The organism is Actinoallomurus acanthiterrae, from assembly GCF_054775715.1.
In genome coordinates, this window is the sequence record NZ_BAAHCO010000001.1 from 5,539,453 (window position 1) to 5,564,279 (window position 24,827).

Annotated in this window: 18 protein-coding genes and 1 pseudogene; 3 read left to right on the forward strand and 16 right to left on the reverse strand. The window is 71.5% G+C overall.

Going from position 1 to position 24,827, the window contains the following annotated elements:
* The first annotated feature begins 9 nt into the window (after nucleotides 1-9).
* Complete coding sequence (locus ACYVF7_RS26270) at nucleotides 10-192, forward strand: helix-turn-helix domain-containing protein (RefSeq protein WP_460358127.1); 183 nt, start codon at nucleotides 10-12, stop codon at nucleotides 190-192.
* A gap of 100 nt (nucleotides 193-292) precedes the next feature.
* Here ACYVF7_RS26270 and ACYVF7_RS26275 read toward each other — a convergent pair whose 3' ends face one another.
* Nucleotides 293-4,549 (reverse strand): HAD-IC family P-type ATPase, encoded by a 4,257-nt coding sequence (locus ACYVF7_RS26275; RefSeq protein WP_460345915.1) that lies wholly within the window; start codon nucleotides 4,547-4,549, stop codon nucleotides 293-295.
* A 364-nt stretch (nucleotides 4,550-4,913) separates the two neighbouring features.
* Here ACYVF7_RS26275 and ACYVF7_RS26280 point away from each other — a divergent pair, with 364 nt between their 5' ends.
* On the forward strand, nucleotides 4,914-5,942 hold the full coding sequence (locus tag ACYVF7_RS26280) for an endo-1,4-beta-xylanase (protein ID WP_460345918.1): 1,029 nt from the start codon (nucleotides 4,914-4,916) through the stop codon (nucleotides 5,940-5,942).
* 80 nt (nucleotides 5,943-6,022) lie between these two features.
* On the opposite strand, the gene ACYVF7_RS26285 is transcribed toward ACYVF7_RS26280, so the two are convergent.
* From ACYVF7_RS26285 to ACYVF7_RS26345, 13 genes and pseudogenes are all read right to left on the reverse strand, one after another.
* Nucleotides 6,023-7,570 carry an NCS1 family nucleobase:cation symporter-1 gene (locus ACYVF7_RS26285; RefSeq protein WP_460345921.1) on the reverse strand — a complete coding sequence of 516 codons (1,548 nt, stop codon included), beginning with the start codon at nucleotides 7,568-7,570 and terminating at the stop codon, nucleotides 6,023-6,025.
* Nucleotides 7,571-7,731: 161 nt separating this feature from the next.
* The gene (locus tag ACYVF7_RS26290; protein ID WP_460345923.1) at nucleotides 7,732-8,751 is read right to left on the reverse strand and encodes a TIGR03842 family LLM class F420-dependent oxidoreductase; all 1,020 of its coding nucleotides are present in this window, start codon (nucleotides 8,749-8,751) and stop codon (nucleotides 7,732-7,734) included.
* A 14-nt stretch (nucleotides 8,752-8,765) separates the two neighbouring features.
* Nucleotides 8,766-10,171, reverse strand: a pseudogene (gene hydA / locus ACYVF7_RS26295) (dihydropyrimidinase).
* Nucleotides 10,172-10,201: 30 nt separating this feature from the next.
* The gene (locus ACYVF7_RS26300) at nucleotides 10,202-11,044 is read right to left on the reverse strand and encodes a nitrilase-related carbon-nitrogen hydrolase (RefSeq protein WP_460345925.1); all 843 of its coding nucleotides are present in this window, start codon (nucleotides 11,042-11,044) and stop codon (nucleotides 10,202-10,204) included.
* A 190-nt stretch (nucleotides 11,045-11,234) separates the two neighbouring features.
* Nucleotides 11,235-13,562 carry an ATP-binding protein gene (locus ACYVF7_RS26305; protein ID WP_460345928.1) on the reverse strand — a complete coding sequence of 776 codons (2,328 nt, stop codon included), beginning with the start codon at nucleotides 13,560-13,562 and terminating at the stop codon, nucleotides 11,235-11,237.
* Between the two features lie 55 nt (nucleotides 13,563-13,617).
* Nucleotides 13,618-14,148 (reverse strand): flavin reductase family protein, encoded by a 531-nt coding sequence (locus ACYVF7_RS26310; RefSeq protein ID WP_460345931.1) that lies wholly within the window; start codon nucleotides 14,146-14,148, stop codon nucleotides 13,618-13,620.
* Complete coding sequence (locus tag ACYVF7_RS26315) at nucleotides 14,145-14,570, reverse strand: ester cyclase (protein ID WP_460345934.1); 426 nt, start codon at nucleotides 14,568-14,570, stop codon at nucleotides 14,145-14,147. Before ACYVF7_RS26315 ends, ACYVF7_RS26310 begins: the two co-directional genes overlap by 4 nt.
* 57 nt (nucleotides 14,571-14,627) lie before the next feature.
* Nucleotides 14,628-16,124 carry an aldehyde dehydrogenase gene (locus tag ACYVF7_RS26320; RefSeq protein WP_460345937.1) on the reverse strand — a complete coding sequence of 499 codons (1,497 nt, stop codon included), beginning with the start codon at nucleotides 16,122-16,124 and terminating at the stop codon, nucleotides 14,628-14,630.
* Entirely contained in the window at nucleotides 16,072-16,872 is an 801-nt protein-coding gene (locus tag ACYVF7_RS26325; protein ID WP_460345940.1) for an alpha/beta fold hydrolase, read from the reverse strand. The genes ACYVF7_RS26320 and ACYVF7_RS26325 overlap by 53 nt, the downstream gene beginning before the upstream one ends.
* On the reverse strand, nucleotides 16,869-17,420 hold the full coding sequence (locus ACYVF7_RS26330; RefSeq protein WP_460345943.1) for an amino acid synthesis family protein: 552 nt from the start codon (nucleotides 17,418-17,420) through the stop codon (nucleotides 16,869-16,871). The genes ACYVF7_RS26325 and ACYVF7_RS26330 overlap by 4 nt, the downstream gene beginning before the upstream one ends.
* Nucleotides 17,417-18,016: an amino acid synthesis family protein gene (locus tag ACYVF7_RS26335; RefSeq protein WP_460345946.1), complete on the reverse strand. Its 600-nt coding sequence runs from the start codon at nucleotides 18,014-18,016 to the stop codon at nucleotides 17,417-17,419. Before ACYVF7_RS26335 ends, ACYVF7_RS26330 begins: the two co-directional genes overlap by 4 nt.
* 2 nt (nucleotides 18,017-18,018) lie before the next feature.
* On the reverse strand, nucleotides 18,019-19,152 hold the full coding sequence (locus tag ACYVF7_RS26340; protein WP_460345949.1) for an LLM class flavin-dependent oxidoreductase: 1,134 nt from the start codon (nucleotides 19,150-19,152) through the stop codon (nucleotides 18,019-18,021).
* A 5-nt stretch (nucleotides 19,153-19,157) separates the two neighbouring features.
* Complete coding sequence (locus ACYVF7_RS26345) at nucleotides 19,158-19,886, reverse strand: GntR family transcriptional regulator (RefSeq protein WP_460345951.1); 729 nt, start codon at nucleotides 19,884-19,886, stop codon at nucleotides 19,158-19,160.
* Nucleotides 19,887-20,056: 170 nt separating this feature from the next.
* Here ACYVF7_RS26345 and ACYVF7_RS26350 point away from each other — a divergent pair, with 170 nt between their 5' ends.
* Complete coding sequence (locus ACYVF7_RS26350; RefSeq protein ID WP_460345954.1) at nucleotides 20,057-21,496, forward strand: purine-cytosine permease family protein; 1,440 nt, start codon at nucleotides 20,057-20,059, stop codon at nucleotides 21,494-21,496.
* A gap of 139 nt (nucleotides 21,497-21,635) precedes the next feature.
* Here ACYVF7_RS26350 and ACYVF7_RS26355 read toward each other — a convergent pair whose 3' ends face one another.
* Both ACYVF7_RS26355 and ACYVF7_RS26360 read right to left on the reverse strand, forming a co-directional pair.
* Nucleotides 21,636-23,219, reverse strand: a complete 1,584-nt coding sequence (locus ACYVF7_RS26355; protein WP_460345957.1) for an MFS transporter — start codon at nucleotides 23,217-23,219, stop codon at nucleotides 21,636-21,638.
* Between the two features lie 186 nt (nucleotides 23,220-23,405).
* On the reverse strand, nucleotides 23,406-24,758 hold the full coding sequence (locus ACYVF7_RS26360; RefSeq protein ID WP_460345960.1) for a hypothetical protein: 1,353 nt from the start codon (nucleotides 24,756-24,758) through the stop codon (nucleotides 23,406-23,408).
* Nucleotides 24,759-24,827 lie beyond the last annotated feature (69 nt).

The window sequence follows — 24,827 nt, forward strand, 5'->3', positions numbered from 1 at the left end:
CGCACCTACATGGAGACCGGGCGCAACAAGTCCCTCGCCGCCCAGGCGCTCCACGTCAGCCGCCCCACGCTCTACCGGCGTCTGCAGCGCATCGAGGCGCTGCTCGGCATCGACCTGGAGGACTGGGAGCGCCTCACCTCCCTGTACGTCGCCCTCCTCGCCCACGAGGGCCAGCGCGGGTCCGGCCCCTGACGTCTCGCGTCCTCTCCGCGACCGGCGCCTGACCTCGCGGCCTCGTACGACCGGCCCCTGACCTTCGCGCGACCGGCCTCGACCTCGCTGCCTTCGCCGACTATCCGGCCGTCGGCGGGAGTATCCGGGGTGCGAGGGCGGCGGCCGCCGTGCCGGCGGCCGAGGACGCGGCGACGGTTCCCCAGGCGATCGGGCCCAGCGGGGTGCAGCCGAAGAAGTGGCTGACGCCGGGCGTCTCCACGATGCCGACCAGTACCGCCGCGGAGGCGACACAGGTGACCAGGACGAGCGGGTTGCCTCGGCCGATGCTCAGGGTCTGGCCGAGCTGGGTGCTCACCAGCGCCGCCAGCCCCATGGTGTCGGCTCGGCGCGAGCGGCCGGTGATCCGGCCCGCGTACCAGGCGAGGCTCGCGCCGAGGGCGGTGGCGCCGCCGCGGGTGGCGAGGGTGCGTGCCAGGTCGGCTCCGGACAGGGTGACCGGACCGGCGGCGAGGATGCCGTCGCCCTGTCCGCCGGGCGAACGGTCGTCGGTTCTGAGCGCGACGGCGAGAGCCGGCAGCATGTCGGTGAGCATGTTCACCAGCAGCAGTTGCCGGGTGTTGAGGGGCGCCCGGCCGCCGATCGCGGTGCCGAGGAGCGTGAAGGCGACCTCCCCGGCGTTCCCGCCCACCAGGATCGACACCGCGTCGCGTACCCGGCTCCACAGCGCGCGGCCCTCGGCGAGCGCCTCGATGAGGCGGAGCGGGTCCGGGTCGGTGAGCACCAGGTCGGCGGCGCCTCGCGCGGCGGTGGACGACCTGGCGGCCATGCCGATTCCGACGTCGGCGAGCCGGATCGCCGCCGCGTCGTTCGCGCCGTCCCCGGTCATCGCCACGACGTGCCCGGCCTGCTGCAACGCCTGCACGATGCGGACCTTGTGTTCGGGTGAGACCCGGGCGAACACGCTCGTACGGCGCACCCGGTCGAGTCGCTGCTGTTCCGACAGCAGGTCGAGTTCGGCTCCGGTGAGCACCGCGTCGGCGTGGGGAATGCCCAGCTGCCGGGCGACGGCCGTGGCGGTGGTCGGATGATCGCCGGTGATCAGGGCGATCCGGACGCCTGCCTTGGTGAGCCGCTCGATGGTCGCCGACGCGGTGGGCCGCGGCAGATCGGCGATCGCGACGAATCCGAGCAGGGTCAGCTCATGGGCGAGCGCGTCGAGGTCGCACGGCAGTGGTTCGTCGCAGAGATGGTTCTCGGCGACGGCGATGACCCGCAGCCCGTCCGCGGCGAGGCTTTCGACGCGGGCGGTCGCGGCCCGCAACCGGTCCGGTGTCAACGGCCGGCCGAGGTGGTCCCGGGCGCAGCGGCTGAGGATCACCTCCGGTGCCCCTTTGACGGCCAGGACGAGGCCGGGGGAGTTCGTGCCGCACGACGCGGCGTATCCCCGGTTCGTCTCGAACGGCATCTCCCACGACAGCTGCCAGTCCTCATCGGGACCGAGCCGCTCGCCGGCTCGCTCCACGATGGCCCGGTCGGTCGCGTGGATGATCACGTCTTCGGCCTTGGGGCAGGCGCGGGCGGCGGCGCGCAGCAGACGGCGTCCCTGCTCGTCGTCCTCGCGCAGTTCGTGGTCGATGTCGGCCAGGCGGGCGAGCGTGAGTCTGCCTTCGGTGAGGGTGCCGGTCTTGTCGAAGCAGAAGGTGTCGACGCGCCCGAGTGCCTCGAGTGTCCGCGGTGACCGTACGAGGATTCCGTGCTTGGACAGTCGCCGTGCCGCCGCCAGCTGGGACACCGTCGCGACCAGCGGCAGCCCTTCGGGAACGGCGGCGACCGCGATCGCGACGCCGGAGGCGATCGCCTGCCGGACAGGCACGTGATGGGCCAGCGACAGCGCGGTCACCGCGGCGCCCGCGATCCCGGCCGTGGGCATGGTGATGCGAGTCAGCTCTCCCAGGCGTGCCTGCACACCGACCGGCTGCGCGGCATCGCCGACGGCCGACGCGGCCCTGCCCGCCTCGGTGGCCGTACCGGCCGCGACGACCACTCCGCGTGCCCTTCCGGTGATGATCGTCGTGCCCTCGTACAGCATGCAGGACCGGTCCGCGAGATCGGCGCCGGGTGTGGCGGCCGGGTCCTTGGGCACGGGCAGGGACTCACCGGTGAGAGTGGCCTCGTCGACCTCCAGGCATTCACAGTCCAGCAGCCGCACGTCGGCCGGGACGACGTCAGAGCCGTGCAGGGAGATGACGTCTCCGGGTTTGAGCCGATCGGCGGGCACGGACCGGACGGTCCCATCGTCGCCGATCAGCCTCGCGGGCAGCCGCTCACCGAGGAGCAGGGACCGCAGGGCGCGTTCGGCGCGGACCCGTTGCAGCCCGCCGATCACCGCGTTCCCCGCCATCACCCCGCCGACCAGCGCGGCGTCCACACCCGACCCGACGATCGCCGAGGCCGCCGCCCCGAGCGCCAGCACCGGCGTCAACGGGTCTCGTAGCTCCCCGCTCACCGCATGGCCGAGCTGTGTCATCAGCCCGCCGGGCCGCGCCTTCTCGCGATCGCGTTCCGCGTCCTTGACGGCGGTGGCGGTCTCACCGAGTCGGTGGAGAACCTCCTCGGCGGTCATCTCGTGCCAGCGGCCTCGCGGTTCCGGTTCGGGCACGGGCGACCGGGCCAGCCGCCGGGCGCTGATCGCACCGCTGAGAACGGCGACGCCGGCGGCGCTGTGGGCGGGGGCGAGTCCGGCCCGGGTGCGCCGCCGGCCCGACGCCGCCAGCAACGCTCCCAAGGCGCCACCGCCGACCGCGAGGCGGGCCGATCGCTCGCTGACCTCCCGCGCCACCTGAAGGCTCCGCAGAACCCGCCATGCCTGCTCCAGGCCGGGACCGCAGATGAGATCGGCGGACCAGCACACCCACGGCCCGCACAGCACGGCGACGCCGACATCCGCGGCGGCCAGGGCCGCGTCGTCGCGGTTGCTGATCACCAGCACGCAATGACCCTCCGCCTGCAGGTGGCGGATCCGGTCGGCGAGGTCCGTCCCGGCCGGAACCGTCTCATCCGCCCATGAGGCGAAGTCGGCGGCGGCCGGATGCTCGGTCAAGAGCACCCGGAGCCCGCCGGAACGCGCCGCCCCGATCAACGCGTCGGCCAGCGGATCGGGTTCACCGCCACGGGCGAGCACCGCCGAGTCGATGACCACCGCCGAGACACGGTCCAGGTGGCGGAGCGCGGAGGTGTTCATCGGCAGTGTGCCCGTCCGGCTCAGCTCGTGGCAGAGCATCGCGGCGAACCCCTCCCTGCCGGACCGGGCCGCCTTCGGCACCGTGGCGAGGAGCAGGTCCGCGGCCTTGCCGGCATCGCGGGTCCAGGCGAGCACACCGCCGGCGGCGGCCAGCGCGGCGAGCGAGGACCGCTCGCCGGCCTTCTCGATCGGGCCTCGCGGGAGCGGCGTCGGGCGGGCGGGGCGTGATGCGGCGGCCGGCGCGGACTGATACGCGCGCAGTTCCAGTGCCCGTCGTTCCCAGACCAGTCGCCGTGATCGCGCCTCCATCAGCCCCAGCGCACGCGCGGCCACGTCCACGGTCAGCGGGAACGGGTCGGCGGTGGCGACGTAGGCGCCGGAATCGACGAGCTGGAACAGTAGGTCCGAGTGCGTCTTACCGAGCCGGCTCTCCAGCGCGGCGCGCAACCGCGGCTGGGACTCGGCGAGCACGACGGGCAGCCGTATCGCCTGGTGCGGCAGCGTACGCAGGCTCAGCCGGCCCGCGGTGGCCAGCACCGCTCCGGCCAGGCCCGAGGCGAGCGCCACGGTCGCGGAGTACTCCGCCGAGCGGTCGCCGGGAATCTCCGGTTTCAAGCGTGCGAAGGGCTCCGCCTGCGCGCCGTGCTCCTCTTCGACCGCCTCGACGGTGGCGAGGAGCGTCTCGAGCTCCACGTGGTCGTTGTCGAACGAGACGAGAACCTGCTGCGTGACGGCGTTGATCTCGGCCCAGTGCACGCCCTTCAGCCGGCCGAGGGCCTCGGTGACCTCATCGCCCAGGACATCCCCGTCGGCGCCCGCCAGCCCGCGGACCTCGAGATGAGCCTCACCGTCACGGCACCACATCCGCCGCCGGAACCGGTGCCGCCCCACGTCGCGCAGTTCGCCGGCCGTCACGACGAAGATCTCCCCGGCGCGCAGCCTCATCTCACCGGCCGCGGCGGGCACCTGCCACACCCCGCCCGCAGCCGGCCGCATCGCCGACATGACCCGGGACACGGCACGGCGTCCCGTATCCGCCCCGCGGCCCGTCCAGCGGGCAGCGTGCCCGGCCACGCATCCGGTGACCGCCACACCGCCGGCGGCCAGTCTCAGCGACCGTCCCGCGGCCGCCATCGCCGAACTCCCGAGAGAACCGATCACACCCCACCCACCCCGACATCATGCCGTTGACCAGGCAATACTTCCCCCGCTCAGGTGGGATAGTCCCCGCCCCGGGCAAGGAGATCGTTACGCGAACAAGAGCGGCGATCGGTGAAGCTTTCACGGTCATTGACGGCCGGACGGTGACCCACCCGCGGGTGTCGACGCAGGCCAGAGCGGTTCGATCGCCGGGCCGCGCGGGGCGTGACGCCCGAGCGGATTGATCGCGTTCCGCCGGTCGTCCTACTGTCGTCCCGAACGCTCCCACCGCGTGAGTAAGGGGGCGCGCGCTCCGCGCGTGCCACGCCGCTTCGCCTTCAGGTGAGGAGCAGGATCAGTGATCAAGATCCCCCGGACGCCCCGCCGGCGCACGACCCGCTCGGCCCTGCCGTCCGCCGTGACGGCGGTCGTCGCCGCGGCCGCCCTCTCGGTAGCCGCCGCGCCCGCCGCGAACGCCGCGAGCACGCTGAAGTCCGCCGCCGCGTCGAAGGGCAAGACGTTCGGCGCCGCCGTCGCCAACTACCACCTCGGCGAGTCCCAGTACGCGAGCACCCTCGACACCGAGTTCTCCGGCGTGACGCCGGAGAACGAGATGAAGTGGGACACGACGGAGCCGTCGCGCGGGTCCTTCAACTTCGGCGCGGCGGACTCGATCGTCGCGCACGCGCAGAGCCACGGCATGAAGATCCGCGGTCACACGCTGGTGTGGCACAACCAGCTTCCGGGCTGGGTGAGCGGCATCTCCTCCGGCTCGGACCTGAACAACGCGATGACCAACCACATCGCGCAGGTCGCCGGCCACTACCGGGGCAAGATCTGGTACTGGGACGTGGTGAACGAGGCGTTCAACGAGGACGGCTCGCGCCGCCAGTCGGTGTTCCAGCAGCGCATCGGCAACGCCTACATCGAGAACGCGTTCCGCGCCGCGCACAGCGCCGACCCGAACGCCAAGCTCTGCTACAACGACTACAACACCGACGGGCAGAACGCGAAGAGCAACGCGATCTACGCCATGGTGCAGGGTTTCAAGAACCGCGGCGTCCCCATCGACTGCGTCGGCTTCCAGTCCCACCTCGGCAGCAACCAGGTCCCCGGTGACTACCAGGCCAACCTGCAGCGCTTCGCCAACCTCGGCGTCGACGTGAACATCACCGAGCTCGACATCGCCGGCTCCGGCCAGCAGCAGGCCAACGACTACGCCAAGGTGATCCGCGCCTGCGTCGCCGTCTCGCGCTGCACGAGCATCACGACCTGGGGCGTCACCGACAAGTACTCCTGGCGGAGCGGCAGCACCCCGCTGCTGTTCGACGGCAACTACGCCAAGAAGCCGGCCTACAACTCGGTCATCTCCGCCTTCGGCGGCTGATCACGCCGCCGCGCCGAGCGCGTACGGGATGCCCGGTGACCGGGCCCCGACAGGCCACCGGGCATCCGTACGACGGGGGACTACGCCGGCGCGCCCTCCGGGGCCGGGCCGGCGATCCGGCGGGTGACCGGGAACAGGCGGGTCAGCAGGATGTACAGGACGAACGCCGAGCCGAGCCCGACGGCCCAGCCGTAGTCGGCGAGGGGCTTGAGCACCGGGATCAGGCCGTCGGCGGGGAACGGGCCGGTGCCGGGGGCGGAGTACGAGCCGCCGATGGCGAGCACGCCGCCGACCACGAAGGCGACGACGGCCCGCCAGTTCCACCCTCCGTGGTACCAGTAGCGGCCCTCCGCCCGGTACAGGTCGGGCAGGTCCAGCCGGGTGCGGCGGAGCACCCAGTAGTCGGCGATGAGGATCCCGGCCACGGTGCCGAGCAGGCCGCCGACCGTGCCGAGCCAGGTGAAGATGTACGCCTGCGGGCTGGCCAGCAGCTTCCACGGGAAGATGACGACGCCGACGACCGCGGTGATCAGGGCGCCGGTTCGGAAGGTGATGTGCCGCGGCGCGATGTTGGACAGGTCGAACGCCGGCGAGACGACGTTGGCGGCGATGTTCACCGAGAGGGTCGCGATGAGCACGGTGACCAGCGCGTAGAGCACGCCCGCCCAGTTGTCGAGCTTGGCGGTGAGCTCGATCGGGTCCCAGATCGCCTTGCCGTACACCGCCTGCGAGCCGGAGGTCACCAGGACCGACAGGAGCGCGAACGCGGTCATCGTGGTCGGCAGGCCGAGCGACTGGCCCCAGAACTGCGCGCGCTGGTTCGCGCCGTACCGGGTGAAGTCGGGGATGTTCAGCGACAGGGTGGACCAGAACCCGATCATGCCCATGAGGGCCGGGAAGAAGACCTTCCAGAAGCCCGAGCCCCACCCGAGTTTCGACGGCTGGTCGATGATCGGGCCGAACCCGCCGGCCTTGACGCTCATCCAGATCAGCAGCGCGATCGCGCCGACGATGACGAAGGGCGCCGCCCAGTTCTCGAAGCGGCGCAGCGTCTCCATGCCGCGCATGATGATCGCGATCTGCAGGACCCAGAACAGCGCGAAGGACAGCCACTGCGTCCAGGGATAGCCGCCGACGTGGGCGGCGCCGGTCCACGAGTCGCCGAGGAGCTTCCCGGCGAGCAGGAAGATGCCGGACCCGCCGATCCAGGTCTGGATGCCGAACCACGCGCAGGCGACCGCGGCGCGGACCAGCGCGGGCAGGTTCGCGCCCCGGACCCCGAACGAGGCGCGCGCGAAGACCGGGAACGGGATGCCGTAGCGCGGCCCGGCATGGCCGGTGAGCAGCATCGGCACGAGGACGATGACGTTCGCGAGGGCGATCGTGAAGACCGCCTGTTTCCAGTCCATGCCGAGCGCGACGAGGCTGGAGGCGAGCGTCCAGGAGGCGAGGTTGTGGGCCATGCCGACCCACAGCGCGGTGAAGTTGTAGGTCGTCCACCGCCGCTTGGCGATGGGGACGGGCAGCAGGTCCTCATTGGCGTACGGGCCGGTGGGCGCGGCGGCGCCGGGCGAGAGCTCGACGCGGCCATCGGAGACGGCGGGTTCCGAGGGCGAGGTGGCGGTCATGGGCGACTCCTCGGGAGAGGCTGGGACGAAGGGGACGCCGTAGAGACGCTCGCCTCCCGGGGGCGACGGGTGGTCGCCTCCCGGGGACGGCAGGCGGTCGTCTGCAGGGGGTGACAGGCGACCGCCTTCCGGACGACGCCGGACGGCCGGGCGCGCCGGGGTCAGCCGGTCAGCGCGGGAATGATCGTCTTTCCGTAGGCGTCGATGGTCGATTCCTTGGCATCGTGCATGTCGTAGACGGCGAACTGGTCGACGCCGAGATCCCGCAGGGTCGCGAGCTTGGCGATGTGGGCCTCGGCCGGGCCGATCAGGCAGAACCGGTCGACGATCTCGTCCGGGACGAACGCGGTGTCCGGGTTGCCGGAGCGGCCATGGTGCGCGTAGTCGTAGCCCTGACGGGCCTTGATGTAGTCGGTGAGCTCGGTGGGCACGAGCGAGGACGCCTCGCCGTACCTGCTCACCAGGTCGGCGACGTGGTTGCCGACCATGCCGCCGAACCAGCGGCACTGCTCGCGGGCGTGTGCCAGGGCCTCGGGCGAGTCGTCCTCGGTGACGTACGCGGGCGCGGCGACGCAGATGGTGACGTCGCCGGGGTCACGGCCGGCGGCGACCGCGGCGTCCCGGACGGCCTTGACCATCCACTCGGTGAGGTAGACGTCGGCGAGCTGGAGGATGAAGCCGTCGGCCTTCGCACCGGTCATGGCCAGTGCCTTCGGCCCGTACGCCGCCATCCAGACCGGCAGCCGGGACCCCTCCTTCACCCACGGGATGCGGATGGAGGTGCCGTCGACCTCCGCCGCGCGCCCCTCCGCGAGGTCGCGGATGACGTGCATCGCCTCGTCGAGCACGGCGAGGGTGTTCGGGCGGCGGCCCGCCACGCGCATCGCGGAGTCGCCCCGTCCGATGCCGCAGATGGTCCGGTCGCCGAACATCGAGTTGAGGGTGGCGAACGTCGAGGCGGTCACCTCCCACGTCCGGGTGCCGGGGTTCGTGACCATGGGGCCCACGATCAGGCGCTCGGTCCGCGCCAGGATCTGGCTGTAGATCACGAACGGCTCCTGCCACAGCACGGCCGAGTCGAAGGTCCAGCCGTGGGTGAAGCCGGCCTGCTCGGCGCGGCGCATCAGCTCGACGACCGCCGACGCGGGCGGATCGGCCTGCAGGACGAGTCCGAAGTCCATGTCACGCGCCTTTCTCAGCCGAGGTACTGGCAGGTCTCGCGGGCGACGAACCGGCCGTGGCCGCCCGGCCGGCGTAGGACCGGTCGTCGATGACGACCTCGCCGCGCGACAGGACGGTCTGGACCCGGCCGCTGACGGTCCGCCCCTCGTACGCCGAGTAGTCGACGTTCATGTGGTGGGTCTCGGCGGACATCACCTGCGTGGCGTCCGGGTCGTAGATGACGATGTCGGCGTCGGCGCCGGGCGCGATCGTGCCCTTGCGGGGATACAGGCCGAACATCCGGGCCGGGGTCGCGCAGGCGATCTCGATCCAGCGGCGCCGGGAGATGTGGCCGTCGACGACCGCCTGGTGGAGCAGGTCCATGCGGTTCTCGACTCCCGGCAGGCCGTTCGGGATCTTCGAGAAGTCGCCCAGGCCGAGCTCCTTCTGGCCCTTGAAGCAGAAGGGGCAGTGGTCCGTGGAGACCACCTGTAGGTCGTTCGTGCGCAGGCCGCGCCAGAGGTACGCCTGGTGCTCCTTGGGCCGCAGCGGCGTGGAGCAGACGTACTTGGCGCCCTCGAAGTCCGGCTCGGCGAGGTTGTCGGTGGACAGGAAGAGGTACTGCGGGCAGGTCTCGCCGAAGACGGGCAGGCCCATGTCGCGGGCCTGGGCGAGCTCGGCGACGGCCTCCATCGCCGAGACGTGCACGACGTACAGCGGTGCCCCGGCCACCCGGGCGAGCTGGATCGCGCGATGGGTGGCCTCGGCCTCCAGCAGCGCCTGGCGGACCTCGCCGTGGTAGCGCGGGTCGGTGCGCCCGGCGGCGAGGGCCTGCTCGACCAGCACGTCGATCGCGATGCCGTTCTCGGCGTGCATCATGATCAGCCCGCCGTTGCCGGCGGAGCGCTGCATCGCGCGCAGGATCCGGCCGTCGTCGCTGTAGAAGACGCCCGGGTAGGCCATGAACAGCTTGAAACTGGTGACGCCCTCGTCGACCAGGCCGTCCATCTCCTTCAACGTGTCCTCGTTGACGTCGGAGAGGATCATGTGGAAGGCGTAGTCGATCGCGCACTGCCCGTCGGCCTTGGCGTGCCAGACGTCCAGCCCGCTGCGCAGCGACTCCCCGACGGACTGCACGGCGAAGTCCACGATCGTCGTCGTGCCGCCCCACGCGGCCGCGCGGGTGCCCGTCTCGAACGTGTCGGAGGCGGACGTCCCGCCGAACGGGAGCTCCATGTGGGTGTGCGCGTCGACGCCGCCCGGGATCACGTACTTGCCGGCGGCGTCGATGACGCGGTCGGCGGACTCCGCCCAGCGCCGCGCGACCTCGCTGTCGCGGGCGGCGAGCGCGGTGACCCGGCCGGACTCGATGAGGATGTCGGCGTTCGTCTCGTCGGCGGCGGTGATGACCAGTCCGCCGCGGATCACGGTGGTCCCCATGCGGCTACCTCCCTCGGTCGGCTCTGCCGGTCACTGTTCCACGAGCGGGCCGTACGCGTCCGGACGGCGGTCCCGGTAGAACGCCCACTGCTGCCGGACCTCGTCGATCAGGCCGAAGTCGAGGTCGCGGACGACGAGCTCCTCCTCCTTGCCCGAGGCGACGTCGCCGACGAACTGACCGCGCGGGTCGACGAAGTAGCTGGTGCCGTAGAAGTCGTTGTCGCCGTACTCCTCGACCCCGACCCGGTTGATCGCGGCGACGAAGTACTCGTTGGCGACCGCGGCGGCGGGCTGCTCCAGCTTCCACAGGTACGACGACAGCCCCCGATGTGTCGCCGACGGGTTGTAGACGAGCTGCGCGCCGGCCAGGCCGAGGGCGCGCCAGCCCTCCGGGAAGTGCCGGTCGTAGCAGATGTAGACGCCGACGCGGCCGACGGCCGTGTCGAACACCGGCCAGCCCACATTGCCGGGCCGGAAGTAGAACTTCTCCCAGAAGCCCTTGACCTGCGGGATGTGGTGTTTGCGGTATTTGCCGAGGAAGGTGCCGTCCGCGTCGATGACGGCCGCGGTGTTGTAGTAGAAGCCGGACTGCTCGATCTCGAAGACCGGCACGACGATGACCATGCCGGTCTCGCGGGCGAGCGCCTGCATCCGCCGTACGGTCGGCCCGTCCGGCACCGGCTCGGCCCACCGGTAGTGCTCGGCGTCCTGGACCTGGCAGAAGTACGGAGCGTTGAAGACCTCCTGGAAACCGATGACCTTCGCACCCTGCGCGGCGGCCGCGCGGGCGTGCTCCTCATGTTTCGCGATCATCGTCTCGGTGTCACCGGTCCAGGTGGCCTGGACCAGGGCCGCGCGCACGATCGGGCTCATCGGAACTTCCCTCCGGAAAAGATGTCGTCCTAAGGGCGAAAAGGACAACGCCCGCCTATGACGGCTGACGCTACGAGCCCGCCGATGGGACGTACAGTGCCACGCTGTAACGCGATCCTGTCTCCATGTTCCACCACGTCACCTGCGGCGATATCGCCCAGGCGCATGTTGCGAACAGAAGTGTCCGGTGTTAATTCCCGGTTCCCTCTTGTTCGATGAGCCAGGCCGCGATCTGTGTTCTGGAGTGGAAGCCGAGTTTGTGGAGGATGCGCTCGACGTGGCCCTCCGCGGTGCGCTCCGCGACCACGAGCGCGGTGGCGATCTGCCGGTTGCTCAGGCCCTTGGCGATGAGCCGGGCGACCTCCGTCTCCCGCCGGGTGAGCGGCGAGCCGGGATCGGCGCTCCGCGGACCGGAGGAGGGCGAAGGCTGTTCGAGGACGTAGGCGAGCGCCTCGTCGTAGGGCATCGCGGCCCCGCGCCGGACGGCGGCCTGGAAGGCATCGTCGCCGAGGGCGGCGCGGACATTCGCCTCGCACTCCTCGTGATACCGGAGGAGATTCCCGTACCCGGACAGCGGCGCGCTGATCGCCTGCCAGGTCCGCCGCCGGATCCCCATGAGCAGGGCGGCCCTCTTGTGGTCCCCGCCCGTGGCGGCGATCCAGGCCAGAACCTCTTCACCGACCGCGACGCCCAGCCGGTCGTCGAGCGCGTGGTTGAAGCGCACGCTCTCCTGTTCCAGGGATGCGGCGCGTGGCAGGTCGCCCTCGCGCCACACCTCGACGCCGAGCGCGAATGTCGTGTACGCCTTGTGCCATCCCTCCCCGTGGGCGTCGCACACGGCGATGCCCTCCTCCGCGGCGGCGACGGCGCATGCGGACTCGCCGCGCAGGGAGTGGCCCAGGGTCAGCCGCATGAGCGAGAGCACCAGGCCGGCCAGGTCACCGGTGGTCCGGTGCAGGGCCACCGCCTCCCGGTAGCAGGTGATCGCAGCTTCGGCCTGGTTCCGATAGACGGCGATCATCCCCGTGTAGAGCGCGGCATAGGCCTGGACCGACGTCAGCCCGAGACGCTGCCCGATGGCGCGGCCCTCCTCGAGCATCGACTCCGCCGCGTCGAGGTCGCCCTGGATGATCGCGACCCAGGAGCAGGTCCACAGGGCCCGCGCCCGGACGGCGTCCGGCCGCGGGTACGCAGCGAGGCCCTGCTCGAGCCAGTCGCGGCCCTCACCGAGGTAGTAGCTGCTGATCCAGTGGTAGAGCAGGTCGGTGGCCATGCTCAGGCCGGCCGGGGCGCCGTCGGGATCGGCGCGGTAGTGCTCCAGCGCGGCGCGCAGGTTCGGGTGGTCGGCCCGCAGCCGGGTGAACCACTCCACCTGCGACGGGCCGAACAGATTGGCGCACGCGTCGGCGGCCAGTCTCCGGTAGTGGTCGCGGTAGCGGCGACGCAGCGTCGCCTCCTGCCCGGACTCGGCGAGGCGTTCCCTGCCGTACTCCCGGATGACGTCGAGCAGCCGGTACCGGACTCCGAAGGGGCCCTCCTCCCGGGTCAGGACGGACTTCTCCACCAGCCCGGTCACCAGGTCGACGATCTCCTCTTCGGCGATGCCGTCACCGGCGCAGACCGCCTCGGCCGCGGCCAGGTCCAGGCCGCCGGTGAACACCGAGATCCGCGCCCACAACAGGCGCTCCTCCTCGTCGCACAGGCCGTAACTCCAGCCGACCAGGGCTCGCAGGGTCTGGTGGCGGGGCAGGACGGCCCTCGAACCCGACGCCAGCAGCCGGAACCGATCGTCGAGCCGGTCGAGCAACTCGCTCGCGGACAACACCCGCAGCCGTACGGCCGCCAGCTCCAGGGCGAGGGGAATGCCGTCGAGCCGGTGACAGATCCGCTCGACCACGTCGCGGTTCTCGTCCGTTATGGCGAAGTCGGGCACCACCGCCATGGCCCGTTCCCCGAAGAGCCGGATCGCGTCGGAGACGGCGGGCGTGGCCGGGCGCGCTCCATCGGCGTCCGGCAATGCCAGCGGCGGAACGCTGAGCGTCCGCTCGGCGAAGATCCCCAGGGGCTGCCGGCTCGTGGCGAGGATCCGCAGCTCCGGCACGGCGGCCAGCAGGGCATCGGCCAGGACGGCGCACGCCTGCACCAGATGCTCGCAGTTGTCCAGTACGAGCAGTGTCCGTGTGCCCTCGAGGTGTTCGATGAGCACCTCGAGAGGCGGCCGGGCGGATTGATCACGGATCTCCAGCGCCTCGACGATGGCATGTGCGAGCAACTCCGGCCGGTCCAGCGACGCCAGCTCGATGAACCACACGCCGTCGGGGAACACCCGCTGCAGGCCGTCGGCGACCTTGAGGGACAGCCGGGTCTTCCCGACCCCGCCGGGGCCGGTGAGCGTCACCATCCGGCACTCGGACAGCAGCCGCCGGACGGCGTCGATCTCCCGCCGGCGTCCCACGAAGCTGGTCAACTCGGCGGGCAGGGCCGGCGTTCGGCGTCGGTGCAGGGCGTTGGACGACATGGCGCGCACGGGGCCCCTGAAGTCCGGCCCGGCGTCGGCCGGGCCGGATTCCGGATCAGGGCACTGGTCCTTCCTGGGCGGGCTCGAGCCGGGCCCCGTCGTAGAATCCGGCTCCCATGTACACCAGTGGGGCCACGTCGAGACAGGTCGCGGCGAGGACCCGGCCGATGAAGATGGTGTGCGTGGCGGCGCGGACGCGTTCGCGGACCTCCGCCTCGAGACTGGCGCACGCTCCGTCGAGGATCGGGCTGCCGTGCTCGCCCATATGCCAGTGCACGTCGCGGAACTTGTCGGGGTTCTTGGTCGCGAAGTGCCGGGCCACGCCGGCCTGGTCGCCGGCGAGCAGGTTCACCGCGAACCGCTCCGCGCGGAACAGCGGTTCGTAGGTGGACGAGGTCTTGGCCACGCAGACGAGGATCAGCGCCGGATCGAGCGAGACGCTGGAGAACGCGTTGACGGCGAGGCCCCGCGGCGTGCCGCGGTCCACGGTCGTGACGATGGTCACGCCGGTGACGAACTTGCGGTGGAACGCACGCAGGTGATCGGCGTCGACGACCGGTGAGGCGATGTTCGTGGTGTCTGTCATGTGACGTCCCGGAGGCTCAGGATGCCGAGAGTTGTCAGGAGGTCGCGCGGATCCCAGGTGACCCACTCCTCGGCGACGAGGGGCCCGTCGAAGCGCGCGATGGTGATGCCGGAGACGACGACCTCGCGTTCGGTGGGGGGCACGTCGAGGAACTCCCCCTGGTGGGTCCCCACGCTGTGCCAGCGGACCACCGTCTTCTCATTCTCGCTGATGAGGTCGTCGATGGTGGTAACGAGGTCGGGAAACGCCCGCTTGACCATCGTGATGGCCTTCTTCAGGCTCGCGGCGTCCTGATCTCCGGACTGTGTGTGGCGCACGTATCCGGGCGCGAGCAGCTCGTCCAGCGCGTCGACCCGGCCGTCGTTCCAGGCGCGGTGCCAGACGTCGGAGATCCGTTGCTTCCGGTGCTCAGTGCCGTTCATGATCCCGTCCCGATGGTGCTCGTCGTCCGGCCGGGCCCGTCCGCCGTTCCACCCTGATCAGCGCATGACGAAGGGGTCGGCCATGGGCTCGTCGCTGGTGTTGATCCAGACGCTCTTGACGCGGGTGTACTCATGAATCACCTCGGGTCCGTTCTCCTTGCCGAGGCCGCTCTGCTTGAAACCGCCGAGCGGCGACAGCGGTGACATGGCGCGGTAGGTGTTGACCCATACCGTGCCCGCGTCGATGGCGGCCGCCATCCGGTGGGCGCGGGCGAGGTCACGGGTCCAGACGCCGGCCGCCAGCCCGTACGACGTGGCGTTGGCGAGGGCGACGGCCTCCTCCTCGCCCCGGAAGCGCATGACGGTCAGCACCGGTCCGAAGATCTCCTCCTGGCAGATCCGCATCGTGTTGTCGGTCTCGGTGAAGATCGTCGGCTGGTAGTACCAGCCGTCGCCGAGTCCTTCGGGTTCGGCGGCCCCGAGGACGACCTTGCCGCCCTCCTCCAGGCCGAGCCCGACGTAGTGGCGGACCTTCTCCAGCTGTTCGCGGAGGGCCAGCGGACCGAGTTCGGTGGAGTCGTCCAGCGGGTCGCCGAGGCGGATCGCGGCTGCCCGCTCGGTGACCAGGCTCAGCACCTCGTCATGCACGTCCTCGTGCAGGAACGCCCGCGATCCGGCGACACAGGTCTGCCCGCCGGCGGCGAAGATGCCCGCGACGATCCCCATGGCGGCGCTGCGCGGGTCCGCGTCGGAGAAGACGATGTTCGGCGACTTGCCGCCGAGCTCGAGGCTGACGCGGGCCAGCCGGGAGCCGGCGATCCCGGCGATGGCCCGCCCGGTCTCCGTACTGCCGGTGAACGCGACCTTGTCGACGCCCGGATGCTCGATCAGCGCGGCTCCCGCCGGGCGCCCGTGTCCGGTGACGACGTTGACGACGCCGGGCGGGAAGCCCGCCTCGTCCAGCAGCGCGACCAGCCCCAGCAGGGAGGCGGAGGTGTGCTCGGACGGTTTGACGACGACGGTGTTGCCGGTCGCGAGCGCCGGCGCGAGCTTCATGGAGGTGAGCAGCAGCGGGGAGTTCCACGGCGTGATGGCGCCGACCACGCCGACCGGCTCACGCCGCGTGTAGTTGAAGATCGCGGGATCCATGGTGTGCAGCACCTCGCCGCCGACCTTGTCCGCGATCCCGGCGAAGTAGTAGTAGTACTCCGGCAGCACGGCCAGCTGCCCGCGCATCTCCCGCAGCAGCTTGCCGTTGTCCATCGACTCCCGCCGGGCGAGCTCCTCGGCGTGCTCGCCGATCAGGTCGCCGAGACGGCGCAGCAGCCGGCCGCGCCGGGTGGCGGTCAGACCGCGCCAGCGCGGGTCCTCGAACGCCGCGCGGGCGGCGCGCACGGCGCGGTCCACGTCGGCGGCGTTCCCCTCGGCCGCCTCGTACCACGGCCGGCCGGTCGCCGGATTGAAGCTGGGGAAGTACTCGCCGCTCTCCGGGGCGACCTGCTCACCCCCGATGTGATGCTGATGCCGCGGAAGGGTCGTGGCGGATGTCGGCACTGGCGCTCCTGACATGGGTGAGGATTGCATGGCAGAGCTCGGCGGGCCGCTCGAGCGGCAGCAGGTGCCGTGCTCCCGGGATGATCAGGGACCCGGCCTCGGGGATCGCCGAGGCGAGGCGCCGGGTCATTGCGGGCGTGGAGCCGGGATCGTCCGATCCGGTCACGGCCAGGGTGGGCGCGGAGATCTCGCCGAGGCGGGGCCACAGGTCCCGGTCGGCGGTGGCGAAGACCTCATAACAGGCGAGGTACGACGTCCGGTCGTTGGCGAGAAGCGTGGCGAGCACCTCACGGCGCAACTCTGGCTCCCGGGCGCTCCACTCGCCGGAGAACCAGCGCTCCACCGCCGCACGGGCGGTGCCCTCGAAGTCGGCGGCGGCCCGTTCGAGCCGGGCACGCACCGCGGCGGCCTCCTCCGGGTCACGGCCGGCGACCGAGCCGACCAGGGTCAGGCTGCGCACGCGGTCCGGGGCCGCGAGCGCGAGCTCCTGGGCGACGAGGGCGCCGAGCGAGAACCCGACGACGTGGGAGGAATCGGCCACCACCTCGGCGACGTCGGACGCGAGATCGGCCGCCGTGACGCCCGGCTCGGCCCGCGGCGAACGGCCGTGCCCGCGAAGGTCGACGACCGTGACCCGGTGGTGCCGCGCGAGCTCCGGCAGACATCGGTCCCACATCGACCGGTCGAGCCCGACCCCGTGGATCAGCACGAGGTCCGGACCCTGGCCGGTCGTCCGGTGATGGATCACTGCTCGCTCGACAGCGGTGCGAGCCGCGCCTGCGGCCGTCCCTGGGCGGCGGCGGCGAGACCGACGACGATCTCGTCGGCGCGGGGCGCGTCGGCGACCCGCGCCTCGACGGTCTGATGGTGCGACCTCGTCGTCGCGTCGGTGACGTGCTTGAGCGGGATGTCGAACACCGTCCCGGCCGGGGCGCGCTTCTCGACGGCGGGCAGCAGCGTGGTGGCGTTCGCCGCCGTACGGAAGTGGTCGCCGAACTTCAGGGTGTGGATCAGCGCGGAGCCGTGCTCGACCTCGCCGTCCAGCCCGACGATCGCGGCCTTGCCGTACGCCTCGACCGGCGCCCCGAGGGCCTCGACGACACGTGGGGCGAGCAGGGCGCCCAGCTCGGGGGCGACCTTGTCGATCAACGGGCCCAGGTCGTCGACGAATCCCTCTCCGGCCCAGGGGTTCTCGATGACGGCGAGGACGACGGCGGTGCGGGCGGCGGGCCGTACGGCGTTGCCGCCCTCGGAGTGGATCTCTTCTACGAAGGTGACGATCTTCCGGACGTTCATGGGGCGGCGCCTTCCAATTCGGTGATCTCGACGGCGGAGTCGGTGGTGCGGTCGCCGATGCGGGCGTTGGGCCGCGAGCCGGACGACGCGGCGGCGATGACGACGATCTCGTCGGGGCGCGGAGCGTCGCCGACGCGGATCTCCACTGTCTGGTAGTGCGAGCGGGTGGCGCTCGCGGTCTTGTGCCACATCGGCACCGTCAGCGGTGTGCCCGGCGCGGCGCGCTGCTCGGAGAAGACGATGATCGAGGTGCCGTCGACGGCGTCGCGGAGGACATCGCCGAAGTACGGGGTGTGGATCAGCGCGGAGCCGTGCTCGGTCTCGCCGTCCACCCCGACGATGGCCGCCTTGCCGAACGCCTCGATCCGGTCGGCGCCGCCCAGCGCCTCGATCAGCCGGCCGGTCAGCGCCCGGGCGAGGAGGGGGGCCACGTCGCGGACCTCGGGCTGGAGGTCGGCGACGTGCCCGCGGCCGTGCCACGGGTTGCGGATGACCGCGGCGGCCACGGCGCGGCGGCTGATCCGGTCGACCGGGCGGCCGAGCTCGGCGACGACGTCCTCGGTCATCACGACGATCTTGCGGATGAGCGGGTCCACGGTCAGCCGCCCTGCGTCCCGGAGAACTGCGGCATGACCTTCTCGGCGAACAACTCCAGGCTCCGCATGGCGTTCCGGTGCGGCAGGCCGGGATGGGTCGTCCACAGCAGCAGGTGCTGGAGATCGATCTCGTCGCGCAGCTCGGCGATCTTCTCAGTGACGTACTCGGGGGTGCCGACGAGCATGTTGCGCGGGAACAGGAAGTCGAACGACAGCTCGTGCTCGTCGGTGAGCTCCTCGCCGGCGTTCATCAGGTTGCGCAGCCCCCGCCAGTGCATGATCCACCGGTAGGTGGTCATCACCGACTCTTCGAACTCCCGCCGGGCCTGCTCCATCGTGTCGGCGACGTAGACGTCACGGACCAGCCCGATGCCCTCGCCGAGCGCGTACTCGCGGCCGGACGCCTCACTCGCGGCGTCCCGGTACAACGCGAAGCGCTCCTTGAGCGCCGAGACCGGCGGAAGCCAGAACATGCCCTGGATGCCGCGCTCGGCCGCCCACCGGATCGACCGGGGAGAGTCGATGACCTGCCACAGCGGCATGGGCGACTGCAGCGGCCGCGGGGTGACGGCCATCTTGGTGATGACGCCGTCCTCGGTGTAGTCGGGGGTCGCGGGGGAGAGCGGGTGGCTCCAACGGACACCCGGCGCGGGGAACTCGTAGAACCGGCCCTTGTGCGCGAAGAACTCACCGCTCCACGCCTGCTGCATGATCTCGAGGGTCTCCTCGAACAGCGCGCGGTTCTGCTCCTCGTCACGCGGATCGGCCAGCGCGTTGAGGTTCAGGGCCTCCCGGCCGTACAGACCCCGGCCGACTCCGACCTCCACCCGGCCGCCGGACAGCCGGTCGAGCATCGCGATGTCCTCCGCGAGGCGCAGCGGATGCCAGAAGGTGGCGATGTTGGCCGCCTGCCCGATCCGGATGCGGCTCGTACGGGCGGCGATGTCCGCTCCCATGAGCACCGGGTTCGGCGTGATCTCGAATCCCTCGTGGCCGAAATGGTGCTCGGTGTACCAGATCGACCAGAATCCGGCCTGGTCGGCGGCGCGGGCGAACTCCCGTGCCTCATCCATGAGCTCGTGATATTCGCCCAAACGTCCCGGCGCGCCGAGGTTGTGGAAGATCGAGAAGCGCATACGGGTCACCTTTCCTCTTCATCCGCGCTGGCGCGGTCCTGGGTCTCGATTCCGGCCACGAGCGCCTGATGGCTCGCCCGGACGTGTTCGCGCATCACGCGTTCGGCGCCGTCGCCGTCCTTGGCCTCGATGTACTCCAGGACGCGGTGGTGCTCGGCGTTCGAGTTGGCCAGGCGCCTGGGCTGCGAAAGGGACGTGCGCACCAAGCGGTGGTAGGCCAGCTGGTTCATCAGGATGCGGTAGTGGGCCTCGAGCTTGCCGTTGTCCGCGCCCTCGATGAGCAGTTCGTGGAACTCGTGCACCAGCTCGGCGTAGCGCTCCACGTCACCGGCGGCGACCGCCGCGTCGGCCGCGTGGACGCTGGCGCGGAGCCGATCGAGCTCGGGAACCTGGCCGCGGAAGGCCAGCAGGCGGGCGGCGGCGGCCTCCAGCAGCTCCTTCATCTGGAACAGCTCGGTGATCTCCCGGCGGGACGGGGTGGAGACGAAGGTGCCGACGCGCGGCCGGATCTCGACCAGCCCCTCCGTCTGCAGCTGCTTGAGAGCCTCGCGGACCGGCGTGCGGCTGACGCCGAACTCCTCGGCGAGGGCCACCTCGGACAGGCTCGATCCGGGGGTGAGGTCGCCCATGGTGATCTTCCGGCGGAGCTTGTCGGCGACGCCGGCCTGGATGCTGACACCGCCGTTGCGGAGTGCCCGTCTTCCGGGATCGGCTGTTCTGGAGGACTCTTGCATGGTACGAGACGGTAAGTTGAGCGTCGCTGTGCGTCAAGACGTTGCGGGCTCATTACCTTCTGCCCAGGTAGATCGCGTTACCTGAATTCGCGCCGAGCTATTGACATCGCCGACGATCTGGGTCGAATCTCGTGCCTACCATGCAAGTCGATCGAGATACGGAGCGCCCCATGGCCCACATCGACTCTGCTGCTGACACGGGGGACCGCGGCTACCGTGACGCAATCGCCAAAGTCGAGCCGTACGGCGTCGACCACATTCCCGACGCCGAACGGCATGGCAGGCCCAGTTCGCAGTTCTTCACGTGGTTCGGGGGGAACCTCACCCTGCCCCTGCTCCTGCTCGGGTTCTGGCCGATCTACTTCGGGCTGTCGCTGCCCCAGGCCCTGCTGGCTATCGCCGTCGGCACCGCGGCGGGCGCCCTGCTCATGGGCGTGCTCGCCGCCATGGGCACCCGGCTCGGCCTGCCACAGCAGGTGCAGGCCCGCGGGGCGCTCGGCTACTACGGCAACTATCCGCCCGTCGCGATCGTCAACGTCTTCGCCGCGGTGGGCTGGGCCGTGGTCAACACGATCATCGGCGCGCAGGCCCTGAAGGAACTGCTGCCGGTTCCGTTCTGGGCCGGGATCGTCGCCATCTCGGTGCTGCAGGGACTGCTGGTCGTGTTCGGGTACAACATGATCCACTTTGTGAACCGGATCGGCAGCGTCCTGCTCGGCGTCCTGTTCGTCGCGATCACGATCGTGGCCCTGACCAAGGCGCACTGGACCACGCACGCCGATCCGCACGCGGCCTTCTACGTCGGGGTGGCGGGCGGCTGGATCACCTCGGCCGGATACTTCTTCTCCTTCCTGCTCGCCTGGGCGCCCTTCGCCTCCGACTACTCCCGGTACCTCCCCGCCGACACGCCGGGCCGCCGGGTGCGGCTCAACACCGCGGCGGGCAACTTCTGCGCGATCTTCTGGCTCGGCGCCATCGGTGCCTTGGTCGCCAGCGCGGCGGGCAAGGCCGGCGTCATCGAGTCGGTCAAGCACCTGACCGGTGGCTTCGCCCCGTTGGCGATGCTCACCATCGTCGTCTCGACCTTCCCCGTGAACGGACTCAACCTGTACGGCGGCGCGATCTCCCTGCTGACCCTGCGGGTGCCGGTGTCCCGCCGGACCGCCGCGGTCGTCGCGACCGTTCTGACGATGGTGCTGTCGCTGTGGCTGAGCGGCGACATCTACACCAAGTTCCACGACTTCCTCGTCGCGTCCGGCTACCTCATCGCGCCCTGGGTGACCGTCGTCTTCCTCGACTACTTCCTCACCGATCGGGTCAACAAGATCAACGAACTGTACGACCGCTCGCGGACCTTCGAGTGGGGCTTTCTCGCCTGGCTGATCGGCTGCGCGGCGTCCCTTCCGTTCTGGGTGTCCAACGTGTGGACCGGTCCGGTGGCCAAGGCGTATCCGGGTCTCGGTGACGTCTCCTACTACGTCGGCGCGGCCGTCGCGGCCGTCGTGTACCTCCTCACGTACCGCCTCTCGCCGCTGTCGGGGTATCTGGGCGGGCGGGGGAGCAGCGCAGTGCCCGCCGACTCGGGAGCATCGTCGGTCCAGGCAGGGTAGATCGGCGTACGTCCGGCGCGCCGGCGAGGCGAAAGCCCCGCCGGCGCGCTCACGCTTTTCAGCGCCCGGACCACGGGCCGCCGCTCACACGTCCCCGCGGCGGCTGCCGGACCACACCGGACGGAGCGGGGAGTCCGCGTCAGGTGGCGGCCGTCGCACCGGCCGTCGGCATCTCGCCCGCCTCGGCGTGTTGTTCGCGACCGTGCAGCGCGAGCAGTGCCAGCAGGCAGGAGACCAGCGCCGCAGCGCCGCAGACGACGTAGCCGATGGCGTAGCCGTGGCCCAGGGCGTCCAGGGCGATGGGCGCGGCTCCGCCCGGCGGCGAGGAGGGCGGGACGGAGTTCACGGCGAGCGGGCCGCCTTCGGCGGCGACGTGCCCGGCGGCGGCCTTGACCTGCGGGCTCAGCGACGCGGCGGCCAGCCCGGTGGTGAACTGCGAGGCCGCCCGGCTCAGCGCGACCGCGCCGATCACCGCCGGGCCGAGCGTGAAGCCGAAGTCGCGCAGGAGGCTCGTCGCGGCGCTGGCCATGCCGGCGTAGTGGATCGGCACCGTGTTCACGGCGGTGGCGGTGATGGAGGAGACGGTCAGCGCGAAACCGACGCCGACGAGACCGAGCGGCAGCACCAGGGAGGTCAGCGCCCGGTCGGAGACGGGCAGCGCCGCCGCCAGGAAGTCGCCGGCGGCCATCAGCGCCAGGCCGACCGTGAGGATCCAGCGGCCGGCCATCCGCTCCAGCAGGCGGGACGTCACGGGGAGCAGGACCAGCGCCAGGCCGTTCAGCAGCAGGAACGCGACCGAGGAGCGCAGCGGGCTCTGGTGCTGGATCGGGCCGAGCCGGATGCTCGTCGCGTACGCCGTGCCGAGGAAGCTGAACATGCCGACCACGGCGACGAACGACGCGATCGCGAACGCCCGGTTGGCGAACAGCTCCAGGCGCAGCAGGGGAGAACGGGCCCGGCGCTCGGCCACGATGAACAGCACGACGAAGACCGCCGCGATGACGAACGCCGTGATCACCGGCGCGGAGCCCCAGCCGTCGGTCGGCCCCTGGATGACCGCGTACAGCAGCGCGAACAGGCCGATCCCGATGGTGACCTGGCCGCCCAGGTCGAGCGAGCGTCCTTCTGGCGCGCTGGAGTCGGCGGCCAGCAGGAGGCTGACCAGGGTGCTGACGACGGCGATCAGCGTGACGACCACGAACGCCCATCGCCAGGAGCCGTAGTTCCCGGTGATGCCGCCGAGCACCGGCGCGATGAATCCGCCGGTGGACAGCGACGCCGCCCACGTCGCGATCGCGCGGGACCGGGCCTGGTGCGTGCGGGTCCCGGCGGCGACCATCGCCAGCGAGGTCGGGAACAGCGCGGCCGCGCCGAGGCCGGCGATCGCCTGACCGGCCCAGAGCAGGTGGACGCCGTGGCTCGCGGCGGCGACGACCTCACCGAGGACGATCAGCGCCGAGCCGCCGACCAGCAGCCGCTTGCGGCCGAAGAGGTCGCCGAGCACGCCGAAGGTCAGTTCGAGCACGGAGACGGGCAGGAGGAACGCGTCGGAGATCCAGGTGAGCTGCGAGCCGATCGGGTGCAGGTCCTCCTGGAACAGGCCGTTGAGGGTGGCCGGGATGGCGAGGGAGATCTGGGCGAGGCAGACGGCGAGGCAGCCTGCGATGAGCGTGCCGAGGGGAAGCCTGGCCGGCCCCGGGTCGGAGTGTTCGCGCAGCGACATGAGGATTCCTGGGAGAAGAGCGGTGGGACGGGGCTCCCGGGCCGGCGGCGGTTCGCCCGGCCGGGAAAGGGGCGGCTCTGCGGCCGCCGACGAGGTGGCGGGCAGGGAGGCGGCGGCTCGGCCGTCGCGGACGAGGTGGGTCGGCCCGGAAGCAGCGCACCCGGGTGGGACGGTCGGGTCGGCGGCTCAGCGGTCGCGGGCGCCGACGAGGCGGCCGGGCCGGTAGGGGACGAAGGCGGCGCCGCCGAGGTTCAGCGCCAGCGCGGCGCGCTGCAGGGCGGCGGGTTCGGCGACGTCGTCCCAGCGTCCGGTCGCGACGCGATGGTCGATCGCGTGCACGCCCGCCACCGTCTCGGCGGTGGTGAACGAGCAGTGGCCCTGACGGGCGATGTACGCCTGGCGGAGCCGGGCACCGTCGCCGGCCGCCCGGACCCGTGCGGCGAACGCCGCCTCCTGCTCGACGGGGACCAGCTGGTCGGCGGTGGTGTGCAGGTCGAGCAGCGGCACCGCCAGGCCCTGGCCGGCGGTGGAGGTGGCCTGCAGCGCGCGCCGCGCCCGCGGGTCGGCGTGCAGGCGCGCGCCCCGGGTCAGCGCCGTCAGATCGGCGCGCAGGTCCAGGCCGGCCTTCCGGTAGAGGGCCCGTACCTCGGGGGCGTGCTCGGACTTGTGCAGCAGCGCGGTGTAGTCGACGCCGGCGTTGAAGGACGTGTTGCCGCCCGCCGACTGCTCGATGGACCAGCGGCCGTTCTCGATGAACGCGAGCAGTCCCTGGCTCAGCCAGGCGAACTGCTGCGCCTCCTGGCCCTCGGCGTCGCCGGCGGACGGCGGGTTCTGGCCCGGGGCCCAGTCGGTCTGGTTGAGGTACGCGGCGGCCAGCGCGATCCGGGCCCGCCCTGCGGGAGTCGCCTGCGCGGCGGTGACGGCCGCGGTCAGCCGCTGCGCGGTCGCGGCGGCAGCGCCGGCGTCGGCGAACCCGCTGAGCGGGACGTCCTGGCCGGGCAGCAGCAGGGAGGCGATGGCGTACTCGGCGTCGTACTGGTAGTCGTCCAGGTCGACGCCGCCGGCCACCAGCCCGCACAGGCCGAGGGCGCCGTCCACGCGACCGCCCCCGTCGCGGGCGATCCGGGCGTTGACCAGCCCGCCCATCGACTGCCCGACCGACAGGGTCCGGGCGGGCCGGGCGACCGTACGGGTGAAGGCGTCCAGGGTGGCGAACTGGTCGCGTTCGGCGCTGTTCAGCGCCCACCAGGAGCCGTGCGGATCGTACGAGGAGCCGGCGAGCGCGTACCCCTCGGCGAGGAGGGCCGTGCGGGCGCCGTCGGAGGGCGCGTCCTGTGCCGCCGTCGGCCCGTAGCCGTGGCTGAACAGCAGGAGCGTGCCGTTCCAGCGGGCGGGCAGGTCGGCGACCCAGGTGGCGCCGTCGGCGAGCGTGCCGCCGAGGTGGGAGGGGGTGGCGGCGGAGGCGGCTCCGGTCAGGGCGGCCGCGCCGAGGGCGAGAGCGGCGGTGACGGCGGGGATGCGGAGGAGGCGTCGAGGCACGGAAGCGCTCCGTTCTCGGGAGAGATGTGTCCTGGGACACACGGAGGAACGGCACGAATGTATGGCTGT

What these genes read in the sequence shown, in the direction of transcription:
- ACYVF7_RS26270 (WP_460358127.1), top strand. Translation starts at nt 10, where the DNA reads ATGGAGACCGGGCGCAACAAGTCCCTCGCCGCCCAGGCGCTCCACGTC.
- ACYVF7_RS26275 (WP_460345915.1), bottom strand. Translation starts at nt 4,549, where the DNA reads ATGGCGGCCGCGGGACGGTCGCTGAGACTGGCCGCCGGCGGTGTGGCG.
- ACYVF7_RS26285 (WP_460345921.1), bottom strand. Translation starts at nt 7,570, where the DNA reads ATGACCGCCACCTCGCCCTCGGAACCCGCCGTCTCCGATGGCCGCGTC.
- ACYVF7_RS26290 (WP_460345923.1), bottom strand. Translation starts at nt 8,751, where the DNA reads ATGGACTTCGGACTCGTCCTGCAGGCCGATCCGCCCGCGTCGGCGGTC.
- ACYVF7_RS26300 (WP_460345925.1), bottom strand. Translation starts at nt 11,044, where the DNA reads ATGAGCCCGATCGTGCGCGCGGCCCTGGTCCAGGCCACCTGGACCGGT.
- ACYVF7_RS26305 (WP_460345928.1), bottom strand. Translation starts at nt 13,562, where the DNA reads ATGTCGTCCAACGCCCTGCACCGACGCCGAACGCCGGCCCTGCCCGCC.
- ACYVF7_RS26310 (WP_460345931.1), bottom strand. Translation starts at nt 14,148, where the DNA reads ATGACAGACACCACGAACATCGCCTCACCGGTCGTCGACGCCGATCAC.
- ACYVF7_RS26315 (WP_460345934.1), bottom strand. Translation starts at nt 14,570, where the DNA reads ATGAACGGCACTGAGCACCGGAAGCAACGGATCTCCGACGTCTGGCAC.
- ACYVF7_RS26330 (WP_460345943.1), bottom strand. Translation starts at nt 17,420, where the DNA reads ATGAACGTCCGGAAGATCGTCACCTTCGTAGAAGAGATCCACTCCGAG.
- ACYVF7_RS26340 (WP_460345949.1), bottom strand. Translation starts at nt 19,152, where the DNA reads ATGCGCTTCTCGATCTTCCACAACCTCGGCGCGCCGGGACGTTTGGGC.
- ACYVF7_RS26345 (WP_460345951.1), bottom strand. Translation starts at nt 19,886, where the DNA reads ATGCAAGAGTCCTCCAGAACAGCCGATCCCGGAAGACGGGCACTCCGC.
- ACYVF7_RS26350 (WP_460345954.1), top strand. Translation starts at nt 20,057, where the DNA reads ATGGCCCACATCGACTCTGCTGCTGACACGGGGGACCGCGGCTACCGT.
- ACYVF7_RS26355 (WP_460345957.1), bottom strand. Translation starts at nt 23,219, where the DNA reads ATGTCGCTGCGCGAACACTCCGACCCGGGGCCGGCCAGGCTTCCCCTC.